Consider the following 14,323-nt stretch of genomic DNA (forward strand, 5'->3'; position numbering starts at 1 on the left):
ATTTGGGAGATTTCTCCTATCGTCGAAATGACGTTCGTAGTTCTTTTTTTCAATCATCTTTAATTTCATAATCAAAATTTAAATACTCAAACTCACGTTATTCAATACCCAGTTCATTCAACGAAACATATATGGCCTGAGGGCGGTAATATTCGGGGTTAAACCTGTTGCTTACACAGTTCTTAATACAAGGCTCATAGCCGTTGATGGAATAGTGAATGAGCAATTCATTATTATCATTAATACAATCCGGGTGCGCAATTGGCAAATAGAAAAAAGGATAATGGCCCTGCAATGTATCGGTAATGGTATAAATAGTTTCAGGTGTTGAAAAAGGCCCTTCCGGATGATCGCTTACAGCTGCATAAATATCTTTACCGCCATCACAACTTACGCTGAACTCCGCTGTAAGTAAAAGATATTTATTCTTCACCTTTGATATGGTGGTACTGTTAGACAATGCTTCCGTAACAGGTTTTGCGTCTTTAATTTTATTACTCCATGATACGCCATTCCAATATTCCCATTCCGCAGCAGGATTATTGTAAGAGAACCTGGCTACATATACATCCGCTGATATAAATTTTGCTTTAGCGCCATAGATATAAACAAACTCATTTTCTTTATCTTCCACCAAACCACTGCCAAACTGTATGCTGTCGCTTGCAGGTAATTCCTGTATTGCAATTGTTTTTAAAGAGGGATATAAAAGCTTTATCCATACATCATTCCCGGCTTTGGCAAAACCCAAACCGCCTTTTGCATTTTTCATGTTCATACCATAGATGAAAATGGTATCATTCAATTGATAACCGCAACCCGGCCAAAAGAAATGACTGGGATTATTTTTATCTGTCAGAAATGTTTTGTCATGGCTTTTATTACCGGTTAAAACAATGGTATTAGCCTGCTGCCAATCATTTGCGGAAGGCTGCAATAAAGCGCTGTTTCTTGCCTGAAATAAACAGGGAACTGTTTTAGTTATGCTGTCATATTCATCAATATAACTGTCACCAAAAAGCCATAATATTTTGCCGTCATTCAACCGGATTGTATAACCGCCATCCATAGCAACAACGCCTGTTGTTCTTTTAAAAAAATTTGTAGCAGCACTGTCCTTATATGTGGCCTGCATTATTCCCCAGTTTTTATTTGGCTTTGCACCCATTGTTAATTCAAGCCTGCCGCCTTTCATGATATCATAATAATCAATATAACATTTATTATAAGGCCTGCCGTTCAGCAGGGCGCTCTGTATATAAATATTGGATGAAGCATTGTTATGCGCAATGATGGAAAATGTTTTCCCATCTTTTAAATGAATCGTTGCCTGTTTAAATGAAGGACTTGTAATTTCCACTCTTGTTGATCCGGGGCACACAGGATGGATACCAATAGATGCCAGCACATACCAGGCGCTCATCTGGCCCACATCTTCATTACCCACCAAACCTTCAACAGCATTGTGATAGGCGCTGTCGCAGATAATCCTTGTCCAGTATTGCGTTAACCATGGAGCGCCGAGTCGATTAAATAAAAATGGCACATGATGCACCGGTTCATTCGCATGATTATAATAACTGTTCCATGAAAAATTTTTAGGCGTTTTATTGAAGAAATCTTCCAGGTCGGCAATTGTTTTTTTCCTGCCGCCCATTAATGCAACCATACCATCCACATCATGCGGAACAAACCACCCCTGCTGATAAGGATTGGTTTCAAATGTGCCGTACCAATCTGTTAACCGCCCGTCTTTTGGCCAGGGCTCCCAGGAGCCATCTTCATTGCGTGGCCGAAACCAGTTGTGCGATGTGTCCCAGATGTTTTTATAATCCAGCGAACGTGTATAATATTTTTTTGCATCATCATCTTTATGCAAGCCTTTTGCAATTTGCGATAAGCACCAGTCGTCAAAAGCATATTCTAATGTTTTAGCTATGCTGCCGGGATCATACCCCAATTTTCCATTGCCAAATTTTTCATTGGTATTAACGGCATACTGATATGCTTTTTGCACATCATAATTGCGAATGCCTTTTACATAGGCATCGGCCAATACAGCAACGGCAGGGTTGCCCAGCATGCAGCCGCTGTAAGCATTCAGCAGCTCCCATCTTTCCAAATAATTGCTATCGCTTTCATCAGCCAACGTTACCAGCGAATTAATCATATCATTCACCAATGTTGGGTTGATAATGGTTTGCAGCGGGAACTGGCTTCTGAAAACATCCCAGCCGCTGAATATGCTGCGTTTATGAAATGCTGTTGAATGATGAATTTTATTATCGCCACCCGTATAGTTACCATCAACGTCAGTTACAATCCGCGGATCAATCATGGTATGATACAATGCTGTATAGAAAACAAATTTCTGTTCTTCTGTTGCGCCATCAATTGAAATAACATTTAAGGCATTATTCCAAAGCTTAACCGCATTTTCATGAACATTATCAAAATTCCAATCGCTTATTTCTGCTTCAAGATTTTTCTTCGCCCCTTCAATACTCACGAATGAAATGCCCGCTTTCATTAAAACCTGCTCATCCGCTTTTGTCTCAAACTGCGTATAAAAGCCAAGATGTTTTCCTTCGGCGTCTTTACTATTTTTTTCAATAGCCGCACCGGCAATCCACTGCTGGTAATAATCACTTTCTATCGCTTCGCGTTTGCGGCTGGCCGTATCGGGAATGTTTGCACGCCACACGCCATAATCTTTTAAAGGCTTGCTGAATTGCGCATAGAAATAAACCGTATAGTTGGCCTTGCCATCGCCATTGCCCCAGCCACCGCCTTCAGGCGTGCATTGCATCCAGCCTTCAATGGTATTATCGTTTACAACTTTCACATATTGCGCTGTTGATGTTCCTCCTACCCTTCTTGCCAGGTCAATCTGTATGCGTGATCTTTTATTTGCCGGAAATGTGAAACGCAATATACCACTATGAGGCGCCGCCGTCATTTCTGCTTTGATATTATAATCTGTTAGCTGAACTGTATAATAACCTGCCGATGCCTTTTCACTTGCTTTATCATATCGGGTACGATACCCGGTTCCGGGCTTATCATTTAATTTTCCCGAAGATGTTTTCAGTTTGCCTGTTGCAGGCATCACCAAAAAATTACCCAGATCACCATACCAGCCAATGCCGCTCATTTGTGTGAATGCAAAGCCTTCCATACTTGTATGTTCATAACTGTAGCCGGAACCATTATCGCCACCGGTAATTGTATTCGGGCTCACCTGTACCATGCCATACGGCGTGGTGGCGCCGGGAAAAGTTTTGCCAAGCCCATGATAAATGCCCGCTTTGCCCGCGCTGGTGCTGGCGCCAATAAACGGGTTTACATAATCAGCCGGATATTTTTTTTGCGCATGTGCAACGATAGTAACGCAACATAAAAACAGGAAAGAAAAATTTTTCAAAGGAAAAGTTTATGTGGTAACACATAAGACACTTTAGAATAGCTTTACCGCTATATTAAAACTGTTAATTATCTGTTGGCGATAGTGGTAAATACCGGCTGAATGTACTTATTATTCGCGCCATAAAATGTTACTACAATACATACCGGCCGCTTCGTTCAGCAACTAAAAATAAAAAATATACGAATGAAATTAAAGCTTGTTATAAGTTGTTTTTGTTTGATGGCCTGCCTGCTTTCGTTTGCCCAAAAATCACCTGCGCCTTTTGTAAATGACGACCGCATTGTGTTTGCAGGCAACAGCATTACAGAAGCGGGTTTTTATGAAACCTATATCTGGCTGTATTACATCACACATTTTCCCGAAAGAAGAATTACTGTGTATAACGGCGGTATCGGCGGAGATGTGGCAAGGCAAATTTACCTGCGCATGGACAGCGACCTGCTTATAAAAAAGCCGACTGTTTTATCTATAAGCTTTGGTATGAATGACAGCCGTTATTTTGAATACTGGATGCATAAAGATAAAACGGACAGTGTGCGCAAGAGCGCTATTGATACGGCTTACAAATGGTTTGAAAAAATCAGGAATAAAGTGAATGCTTATCCCGGCATTAAAAAAATTATGATGGCTTCATCGCCGTATGATGAAACGGTGAAGAATGGCAAAGATCCTTTTTGGGGAAAGTTTAAAACGATGGAAGGCATTGTTGCTTTTCAGAAAGAAGCAGCCATTAAAAACAACTGGCCGTATGTTGATTTGTTTTATCCGATGACCGATATTAATTTAAAAGGGCAACAAACAGATACGGCGTTTACCATCACAGGGCCCGACAGGATTCATCCGGGCAATGCCGGCCACCTGGTGATGGCCTATTTGTTTTTGAAAGCACAGGGCCTGGCTGGCAAACCTATTGCCCATGTTTCAATTAATGGAAAAACCGGTAAGCTTATAAACGCGGATAATGCAACTGTTACAGCAATCAATAAAAAAAATAATACCGTTACTTTTAAATATTTGGCGAAGTCGCTACCATTCCCAATTGATTCAACGGCAAGGGTATTTTTAAACCCGCAGAAGCAATATGAAGCATTAAGTGTCATTCCGTTTATTAAAGAATTTAATGAGGAAATGCTTGCAGTAAAAAGCCTTGATGCTAACAAAAATTATACCCTGAAGATCGATGGCGATGTTATCAAAACTTTTACCGGCGCTGACTTAAACGAGGGTATTAATCTTGCTTTATTAAGCAATACGCCGCAATATCAGCAGGCCAAAAAAATAATGGAGCTGCAATTGAAACGCAAAGACCTGGAAGATAAACTGCGTGCATTTTACTGGATCAGTTATGATTATTTATATGATAAAGGCTGGTTCCTGCAGGATTCACAAGCCATAACCGATTCAATAATGGCGGAAGCAAAGAAGAACCCATTCATCAATGGCAAAAAAGAAGCATATATGGAAACGCATACAAGATCACAGCGTGATGCATTGCAAAAACAAATGGATGCGATGGCGGATGAAATGTATAAGCTTGCACAACCTGCTGAGCATATAATAAGTATTGAAAAGGTTGATTAAATGAAAAACATAAAATTGAAGAAACAAGTGAATAGTAGGCGCTTTATGAAATTGAAACCGCCGCAGCCATGAAAAACTGCAGCACAAGTGTTGCGACGCAAGGAACGATGCCATAAATTCCTTAGCCGGTTACCCAAAAAATAAACCTTAATTATTTTGATGCATGAAATACAGAAACAAATTTTTTCTTTTTATTCTTTTTTTAATTGCATTCATACATGCAAAAGCCAATGTACAACTGCCTGTATTATTTCAAAGCAATATGGTTTTGCAGCGCGATAAACCCTGCAACATCTGGGGCACTGCTGATAATAATGAAGCTATAACTATATCATTCAATCAGGCAACGTATAATACTACTGCCCTTAACGGCAAATGGAAAATAACATTACCGGCGCAGGTAGCAGGCGGGCCTTATCAAATTATCATTAAAGGAAAAAATACTGTTGAACTAAACAATGTTTTATTTGGTGATGTTTGGATATGCGGCGGCCAAAGCAATATGCAGTTTGCAGTTAAAGATGCCAATCCAAAACCTGACACAGCAGCATTCAACAACAATCAAATAAGGTTATTTACTGTTGGCATTGGAACTGATTTTGTGCCGCAGGACACCATAAAAAGCGGTTCATGGAAAATTGCAAACACAAGAGATGTAAACGGATTTACAGCCGTTGGTTTTTTCTTCGGCAGTTATCTTCAACAACACTTAAATATTCCCATTGGGCTGATAAGTGATAACCTCGGGGCAACTGCCATTGAAGAGTGGATGAGCAATAGTGCAATACAGCAGTTTCCACAATTCGATAAATTTTATAATACTTACCTCGCCCCGCATAAAAGCATCCAACAGATGAATGATGATTTTGAAAAGATAAAATCGTCATGGGAAAAAAAATATTATTTAAAAGATGATCCGGGCTTAACGCAGCAATGGTATAAACCGGAGACAGATATGAGTGACTGGAAAACAATGAACCAGCCTTCGCATTGGGAAGATAATGAACTGAAAGATTACGATGGATCGGTATGGTTCAGGAAAAGTTATGATTCTTTTCCGAAGGATTTTTTTGGCAATTCCAACATCAATTTAGGCCAGGTGGATGATTATCATATTTGCTGGGTAAACGGCGTTAAAGTGGGCGAAGCTTATGGCAATATGAATATGACGACATTTAAAATACCTGACAGTATTATTAAACCGAAAAATAACATTGTTGTGGTGCGTGTGTTTGATGCAGGCGGCAAGGGCGGCATGTATAATATGTTTTGGTCTCCTTATTGGGCCGGTGAATGGAAGTATAAAAAAGGAGTGCAAATTGATGCATCAAAATTTAAAAAACCATTGGTTGCAAATACCTACATATTTGGAACGCCAACGGTGTTATACAACGCGAATATTGCGCCGCTAACGCAGTTAAGCATTAAAGGTTTTATCTGGTACCAGGGCGAAGCCAATACGGGCAGGGCTGAAGAATATAAACAATTATTGCCTGCTATGATAACAGACTGGCGCAGGCAATTCAACCAGGGCGATTTGCCTTTTCTAATTGTTCAATTACCCAATCTTGGCAAAGAACCCCTGCGGCCTGAAAACAGCGACTGGGCTGAATTACGTGAAGCGCAGGCTGCCGCTTTATCACTGCCCAATACCGGTATGGCGGTAACGATTGATGTGGGTGAAGCCGATAATCTGCATCCGCATAACAAACTGGCCGTGGGCAACCGGCTTGCGATGACAGCATTAAATATAGTTTACCATATTGACAGTATTGAAGTAAGCCCGCATTATAAAAATATGCAGGTTGCAGATGACAGCATCATTATAACATTTGATAATAATATTATTTGCAAAGACAAGCATGGTTATGTACGTGGCTTTGCCATTGCAGGCAGCGACAGTGTTTTTCATTGGGCGAAAGCCTATATTAAAAACGAAACCTCAGTGGTTGTTTATAGCATGAATATACAAAACCCCATTGCTGTACGGTATTTATGGAGCGGCCAGCCCGGCGATATTGATTTGTATAATAAAAATGGTTTGCCCGTTGCACCTTTCAGAACAGATGATTTTAAACTGACAACAGCAGGCAGGAAATTTTTATTCAACGAGTAAACCATACATCATTTTGCCGATAATCCTATCTTCATAATATCCTGAAGATAATTTCATGTATCCCAATTTATATTATCTCATTAAAGAATTTTTTGGAATAAGCCTTCCTTTCCTGGAGGCTATAAGCACCGCCGGTTTTTTTATGGCGCTGGCATTTATTCCGGCTGCATGGTTATGGGAACATGAATTAAAATATAAAGAAAAAGCTGGTGAGTTAACGTATAGGGCTGAAACAATAACTGTTGGTAATGGCATAAATATTCAACGCATATTGTTTCATTTTATATTGGGCTTTATTGGCGGCTTTAAACTAATTGGCTTGTTTACCGGCGATACGTATAAAAACAATGCTGGCTATTTTTTTTCATTACAAGGCAACTTAACAGCGGGAATTATTTGCGGAGCTATCTGGGCCTTTGTAACTTTTTATATTCAATACAAGCGGCGGCCTGCTGTTCCTTATAACGAGATTAAAAAAATTTATCCGCATGAATATGTACCACATGCCATTTTAATTGCGGCTTTGTCGGGCATTATTGGTGCAAAGATTTTTGGTGTATTGGAACACTGGAGCAAGTTTATTAAAGACCCTGTACACACTTTCTTTTCTTCGGAAGGCTTCGCATTTCTTGGCGGTTTTATTGTAGCCACGTTTGCCATGTGGCTGTACCATTACAAATTTGGCTTGCAGCGTATGCGCATGGCAGATGCATTGGCGCCGGCTTTAATATTGGGTTATTCATTAGGAAGGCTGGGCTGCCATATTGCAGGCGATGGGGACTGGGGTATAAATAATCCAAAACCTAATCCTTTTTCATGGTTGCCGGATTGGTTATGGAGTTATGATTATCCGCATAACATTTTGCGCAAGGGCATTTATATGCAGGGCTGCACATGGGATGACTATTGTTATAAACTTGCTGTGCCTGTTTATCCAACCCCTTTATATGAGCTGGCCATGGGATTAATAATCGTACTGGTTTTATTATTTGCTTTAAGGCGTGAAAAGCTTGCAGGCCGTGTATCTGCATATTGTTTGATGCTGATGGGCGTTGAACGTTTTTTAATTGAGAAAATAAGGATTGATGTACGTTATAATTTTCTTGGACTGCATCCCACGCAGGCAGAGATACTTGCTGTGTTTTGTTTTTGTTGCGGCGTATTGTTATATTTTATAGCACCCGTATTAAAGGCGAATAAGATTAAATAATTTTTCCAAAAGTTTATTAATACCTGATCTCAAAAAAATCAAATGCAGCGGGTTCATTTCCCTGCTGCAATAAGCCTGGCCTCGGGCTGCGATCCCAGGGTGGCAAAAAACCTGCATTAAAATAATCCTCTCCTGTTACTATTTCATTCCATTTGCCTGCAACGTCACTCCAGTAAAACCTGAGTTTGCAACCATCCTTCACTGCCAGCTTTAAATACAGCGGTTGTGCAGCATTTGCATTTATAGCATTCAGCACTTTCTTTTCATTATCCTTTATATACCAAACCTGAACAATATTATTTTTAATGCCAATGCCCGCAGATTGGTTCGCATCGCCATAAATACATAATCCCTTTAATGAAGCATTGTTATTCACTACAGCCGCAGTTATTGCATAATTGGGTTTATATGGGCGTACTGATAATGCTATACCTGTTGCATTATCTGCTGTGGGTTTGCCTGATAAATACAATACCCCTTTTTCAATCTTTATTTGCGGTTGTGCATGTCTGAAATCCCATTGCCAGTAGTTGTTCAATTTACCGGTTGAAAAATCATCTTTAAAACTTGCAGGGTTTTCGCCGCTAATTGGTTTAATCACCGGCCAGCCGGTTTGCTTATCCCATTCCAGTTTTGCGAGCATACCCTGTCGTCCCGTATAAACATCATCCACTTTACTGTAGGCATGGTACAAATAATAATCTTCTCCTTTCGCAGTGTTTACAATAGTGCCATGCCCGGTACATTTCCATTCACCATATTCAGTAAGTACAGGATTATTTTCATACTTTGTATAAGGGCCTTTGAGTGATGCCGACCTGGCAATGTTTACATGATAACTGCATTTGCTTCCGCAACAACTTCCTGCTGAATAAAATATATAATAATAATTGTTGCGTTTAATTATACATTGCCCTTCCAGGCCAATCTTTTCATCATCACGCAACAACATGAAGGGCTCACCAACAGTTTTTAATCCATCATCAGTAAGCTGATAACATAATAACTCTATCGGGCGGTTATCCAAACCATAAGCTTTGAATGACATGAATAACTTACCATCACTTTCTATAATAAAAGGATCGATGGCTTCTTTGTGAAACTCCAGCACAATACCCTGATCTGTAAAGCCTTTTTCGGGATTTTTTGACGTAGCTACGCCTATGCATGAAATACTATCAGCCTTTTTACGCGCTGTATAATAAGCATAATATATTCCGTTGCGATAATACAGTTCAGGCGCCCAGAATGATGATGAAGCCCACGCCGGCGTTTGCGGAAATAGATACCCCGACTGCTTCCAGTGAATAAGATCGGTTGATTTAAAAAGAGGATAATGCGGCGCCCATTCAGATGATGTTCCAACAGCGTAATAGCTATTGCCAACACGGATAACAGAAGGATCTGCAAAGTCGCCGGGAATTACAGGCCGTATCGTATCACCGGTTATCCGCTGTTCAATAAAAGAAATGCCGGAATTATTTTTTTCGGTATGCATCGAAAAATAAACAAGCATCTGCATAATAAAACTTGCAAACAATACAGCAGCATTCATATAAAGTTCTTTGTATTAATTGTTCTTTTTAAAAATTGTAAATATGGTAACAGTCAGTACAAATATGGCACAAGCTGAAATAAACAAATATGGATATTTTACAGCAAGACTTTTATAATCGTTCCTGTAAACCGTTTCCTTCATTACAAACGGGTCTGTATCCCTTCTCTGGTTGATGATAACGCCGTTGGCGCTTATAAACCCCGAATAGCCATTGTCTGAATTAACCGCCATATCCTTTCTTGTTTCCACAGCCCTTAACCTTGCCTTGTAAAAATGATTGCGCACAATATAAGTGTTATTAAACCATCCATCGTTGCTTATGTTGCATAAAAACTGCGCATCATTATTTACTGCAAACATGGCTGCTTTTGCGCCGGACGATTCATTACAAATGAGCATGCCGGCTTTACCGCAGGCTGTTGGCAAAGGAAGATTATGAGCATTGTTTGTATTTACAATAAACCCTTTACTTGAAAAAAAAGGTAGGCTTATATTGAACAATGGAGCCTCAATGAACGACAATAATGATTGCTTATCATACCGTCCGGCAACAGTACCATCCGGCCGAATGCAATAAGCGGAATTATTCACAATATTATCTTTTACCGCTGTATTAATTCCCAGTATGTGCGTAGCATTTGAAGGACCTGATATTTTCAATATTTCATTTACAAGATCATCGTCTTTCCTGTACGTCCATGGAATAGCAGATTCAGACCATAGTATAATACCGGGATATTGTGCAGCAGCTTCTTCATCAAGCTGAAGCAGGCGTTGAACAAGCACATCGCCATTTTTATCATCCCACTTAATATCAGGCAAAATATTTTCGTTGATTAAAGCAATTTCTACAGGATGTTTTTTATCAATATTTAAATTGAACTCTGAATATATCCAATAACCGCAAAGCATATAAGCAGCCATAATTGCAGCAGGTATAATTAACTGCAACCATTGTTTTTTGATAATAAAACCAGCAAACAAATAATTAGTAACGATTATTATGAAAGACAAAGCAGCATTGCCAAATAAGGCCGCCGGCTGAATGGCATACAAATTCCCAATCAGCGAACTGCCCGCATAAAAACCAAACCATGGAAAACCCTCTGCAATAAATGATAATAAAAATTCAAACAAACAAAAAACAGCAGCCATTATTATACTGTTAAGTAAAACATCCGCAATATTCCTTAATGGCCTCTGCAGCAGTGAGTAACAAAACAATAAGCAACCCCAGTAAAATGCAACAAATACTGTACATAGCAACATTACGCCTGTGCCATATAAAAAATTATAACCCGTAAACCGCTGTGCGCCGGCTATCATCCAGAAATAGGCAAAGCATGAAAAGGCTGCACCAAAAACCAATCCTGACCTGAAGCATTTTTTGGAAGATGCATTTATCACGCACATAAACAGCGGCATAAAAGCAATCCATCCAGTATAAAAATTAACCCGGCATATTGAGATAAAAACAAGCAATGAGGCAACAATAATTGCTGCAAAATCGTAAATACTTTGTTTGTTCATCAGCAGTAAATGTAATTGCGCAAAATAGCTTGTCCGGTAATAAATATCATATAGTCCTGCAAAAGAGCTGTTACCTCAGTGCCATCCTTTTAAAATATTTGTTGCATTTGTTTATAAAACAATAGCGGTTACGGGGTTGTGAATGTACTATTGAAAAACATTTGCAGTGATTGCCATATCTGGCCCTGGAAGAAAAATATATATTATGCAATATGTTGACCGCTTTTCTAACAGGCAGCTAATCTTATGAATTAAATAATTCTCCACATAAATTTAAAAAAAGCATGAAAAAATGTACACTGCTCATCTTCCTGTGTATTGCATTCAGCACATCATCTTTTGCTTTTATTTCGCAAGGCAACTGGCGATGGCGTAATAATAACGGTTCTCAATCTTCTGCCACGTGGAAGGCTGCTGAAAACCAGTCAATCACCATTAATTCAATTGACAGCATTCTGCGTTTGCGTATCCGGTTGCAAAACACCACCGGCGAAAACAAAAGTTTTAATGCCAACCTGCAGGTGGCTTCTTCGCCTAACGGCCCCTGGCGCTACCTCACCAATTTTGACAACAATAATCCATTTAAAATAACGCTGGCTAATACGATCGTCACCGATCTCGCTGCAACCACGCAACAATTAAGCAGCACCGGCAATACATTCATACCGGGAAAACTATTGGCCCGAACGAATGAGCTTAACCAGTCAATGGATAACAATACTGTAACGGAGTATGAATACAGTATTCAACCTACAGAAAATATAACAGCAGGAACAACGTATTATTTTAGGATTCCTAACCTTGATTATCCGATGGCACTGCCTTCAATAAAGGCTGCTGCAAACATCAATTCAAAAGCAAAATTATTAACCAATGGAAGCTTTGAAAAGAATATGCAAAACTGGCAATTTAAAAAGAACGCCGGTGTTGTTGCTTCGGCTTCTGTTATAGATTCTTTGTATAAAGACGGGCTTAAATCTTTACAGGTAAATGTCACCAGCCGCGGCACTGCACCGGATGTAGGGTTACAGCACGATATGATGGCTTTCAAAAAAGACAGAGTATATATGGTACGCTTTTGGGCAAAAGCAAAAGCACGATCGGCGAAAATGACGTTGATTATAAAAGGGCCACATAAACTGCTGCAATACGATTATAAGTTATATACAGGCTGGGAAGAATTTCAATTTGCATTTAAAGCAGCAGATACAAAGGCTGCACTTGGTTTTGTATTTTTATCAACTACAGAATATAATATTGATAAGGTTGAAATATTAGATGAAAACAATAATGAAATTGATGTGGCCATGAATTATATGTGGCAAAATAACCGGCCCGAAAATGAATATGCATGGCTGAGTGCAGACGGGCAAATATCCGAACCATTACCCGATGGAAGAACTGTGTGGACTTTCTCGGACGGATGGTATGGTTATAACGATACTACCACCAACTCAATGAGCACAAACCGGTTACTCCGCAATACGCTCGTATTGCAAACGGCAGATAAGCCAAATGGTATTTTGCACACGCTGATTGGCGGAACGGTTGAAGATCCCAAAGCCATTATGGAGCCGCCAAACCCCGTTGGCCATGATGACTTTTTCTGGCCAAGGGATATGATCGTGGAAAATGATTCGCTGAAAGTGCTGCTGCCGGATGTGGTACAACCTAATGAAGGCGATCCTTTAATGTATGGCGATCGCGAAGCCGTGGCTGTGTTTTCTTTGCCTGGCCTTACGCTGCACAGCATAGAATGGATGCCCTGGATCGGCACACTTCAGTATAATACTTTATGCAAGGCAGATGATGGATACACCTATGCGTATGCAGCCCGCGAAATAAACCAGTATGAATCGCATGCGGTTGTAGCAAGGTTTCCCACAGGCCAGTTTTCCGCAACAACGCCGTGGCAGTTTTTAACCGACACAGGCTGGAGTTACGATTATCAGAATAGTAAAGAAATTGCAGATGTGAATTTGTATTCAGTGGTGCGCATGGGGCCCAATCATTATGTAGCCTTATTCATGACGCCTTTAAGCAATAAGATAGAAGTGGAATATGCACAATCACCCATTGGGCCCTGGATAAACAGAAGTATTGTGGGGCAAATTGAAGAGCAGGCTGATATCATGAGCTATTTCGCATTGATTCACGAGGAAACGGAAAATAACGGCACCTATACTTTTTCTTATTGCAATATTGGTGATATCGGCCAAATGCTGGACGACAAAACCGTTTACTGGCCTACGTTTCAGCGTGCCGACCTAAAAAGCCTATCACCTTTTACGGATGGTTCGCCTGTTGCAAAAATGGACATGTTTGATGCAAAACCGGAAAACAATACAAAAGTGTTATTAAACTGGAAGATGGCAACAGAAACAGGAAATGACCATTTTATAATTCAACATAGCACCAATGGTAAAACGGGCTGGCGCAATGTGGCTACTGTAGAAAGCAGGGGCAATTCTTTAGAAGCGCAATCTTACAATACGTACGACTTACAGCCTGTTAACGGCAATAACTATTACCAGCTTATACAGGTAAATAAAGATGGCAGCAGTAAAATTTCTGATATAAAGGTTGTAACCTTAAACATTGAAACGCCCACTGTAAAAGTGTATCCCAACCCATCCAATGGCAATGCTTTTATTGCATTGAATAATTATAATGGCACACACATAACGACAGAAGTAACAGACATAAACGGAAGATTGATCTTATCGAAAAATATACAGGTTCAAAAGAATGGTAATTATGCCATTCCATTCGCAGGCAAACCAGCAGCAGGCATATATAATGTAGTTATCAAAGGCAATAAGCTGAACGAAACAATACGGTTGATAATACAATAGTTATAGCTGACAATTTGATTTTAAAAGTCTTTCAAAAAAGATAATA

At 39.8% G+C, this 14,323-nt stretch carries 7 protein-coding genes; 4 read left to right on the forward strand and 3 right to left on the reverse strand.

The window, feature by feature from the left end:
- Nucleotides 1–97: 97 nt before the first annotated feature.
- Complete coding sequence (locus ACTHN6_RS05495; protein WP_440434720.1) at nt 98–3,424, reverse strand: GH92 family glycosyl hydrolase; 3,327 nt, start codon at nt 3,422–3,424, stop codon at nt 98–100.
- A 186-nt stretch (nt 3,425–3,610) separates the two neighbouring features.
- Here ACTHN6_RS05495 and ACTHN6_RS05500 point away from each other — a divergent pair, with 186 nt between their 5' ends.
- The 3 genes from ACTHN6_RS05500 to ACTHN6_RS05510 all read left to right on the forward strand — a co-directional run bounded on the left by ACTHN6_RS05500 (nt 3,611) and on the right by ACTHN6_RS05510 (nt 8,334).
- Complete coding sequence (locus ACTHN6_RS05500; protein ID WP_440434721.1) at nt 3,611–5,008, forward strand: SGNH/GDSL hydrolase family protein; 1,398 nt, start codon at nt 3,611–3,613, stop codon at nt 5,006–5,008.
- Between the two features lie 163 nt (nt 5,009–5,171).
- Nucleotides 5,172–7,124: a sialate O-acetylesterase gene (locus ACTHN6_RS05505; RefSeq protein WP_440434722.1), complete on the forward strand. Its 1,953-nt coding sequence runs from the start codon at nt 5,172–5,174 to the stop codon at nt 7,122–7,124.
- A 55-nt stretch (nt 7,125–7,179) separates the two neighbouring features.
- The gene (locus tag ACTHN6_RS05510; RefSeq protein ID WP_440434723.1) at nt 7,180–8,334 is read left to right on the forward strand and encodes a prolipoprotein diacylglyceryl transferase; all 1,155 of its coding nucleotides are present in this window, start codon (nt 7,180–7,182) and stop codon (nt 8,332–8,334) included.
- A gap of 16 nt (nt 8,335–8,350) precedes the next feature.
- Here ACTHN6_RS05510 and ACTHN6_RS05515 read toward each other — a convergent pair whose 3' ends face one another.
- Nucleotides 8,351–9,889 carry a family 43 glycosylhydrolase gene (locus ACTHN6_RS05515; protein WP_440434724.1) on the reverse strand — a complete coding sequence of 513 codons (1,539 nt, stop codon included), beginning with the start codon at nt 9,887–9,889 and terminating at the stop codon, nt 8,351–8,353.
- Nucleotides 9,890–9,904: 15 nt separating this feature from the next.
- The gene (lnt, locus tag ACTHN6_RS05520; RefSeq protein WP_440434725.1) at nt 9,905–11,422 is read right to left on the reverse strand and encodes an apolipoprotein N-acyltransferase; all 1,518 of its coding nucleotides are present in this window, start codon (nt 11,420–11,422) and stop codon (nt 9,905–9,907) included.
- Nucleotides 11,423–11,706: 284 nt separating this feature from the next.
- On the opposite strand from lnt, the gene ACTHN6_RS05525 reads away from it, so the two are divergent.
- A complete protein-coding gene (locus ACTHN6_RS05525) occupies nt 11,707–14,277 on the forward strand; it encodes a carbohydrate binding domain-containing protein (RefSeq protein ID WP_440434726.1) in 2,571 nt (856 codons plus the stop codon).
- Nucleotides 14,278–14,323: the final 46 nt, after the last annotated feature.

It is taken from the genome of Parafilimonas sp., assembly GCF_051953455.1.
Taxonomy (GTDB): Bacteria; Bacteroidota; Bacteroidia; order Chitinophagales; family Chitinophagaceae; genus Parafilimonas.

Excerpts from the sequence above, each read along its gene's own strand:
- lnt (WP_440434725.1), bottom strand. The coding sequence starts at position 11,422 with ATGAACAAACAAAGTATTTACGATTTTGCAGCAATTATTGTTGCCTCA.
- ACTHN6_RS05500 (WP_440434721.1), top strand. The coding sequence starts at position 3,611 with ATGAAATTAAAGCTTGTTATAAGTTGTTTTTGTTTGATGGCCTGCCTG.
- ACTHN6_RS05505 (WP_440434722.1), top strand. The coding sequence starts at position 5,172 with ATGAAATACAGAAACAAATTTTTTCTTTTTATTCTTTTTTTAATTGCA.
- ACTHN6_RS05510 (WP_440434723.1), top strand. The coding sequence starts at position 7,180 with ATGTATCCCAATTTATATTATCTCATTAAAGAATTTTTTGGAATAAGC.
- ACTHN6_RS05515 (WP_440434724.1), bottom strand. The coding sequence starts at position 9,889 with ATGAATGCTGCTGTATTGTTTGCAAGTTTTATTATGCAGATGCTTGTT.
- ACTHN6_RS05525 (WP_440434726.1), top strand. The coding sequence starts at position 11,707 with ATGAAAAAATGTACACTGCTCATCTTCCTGTGTATTGCATTCAGCACA.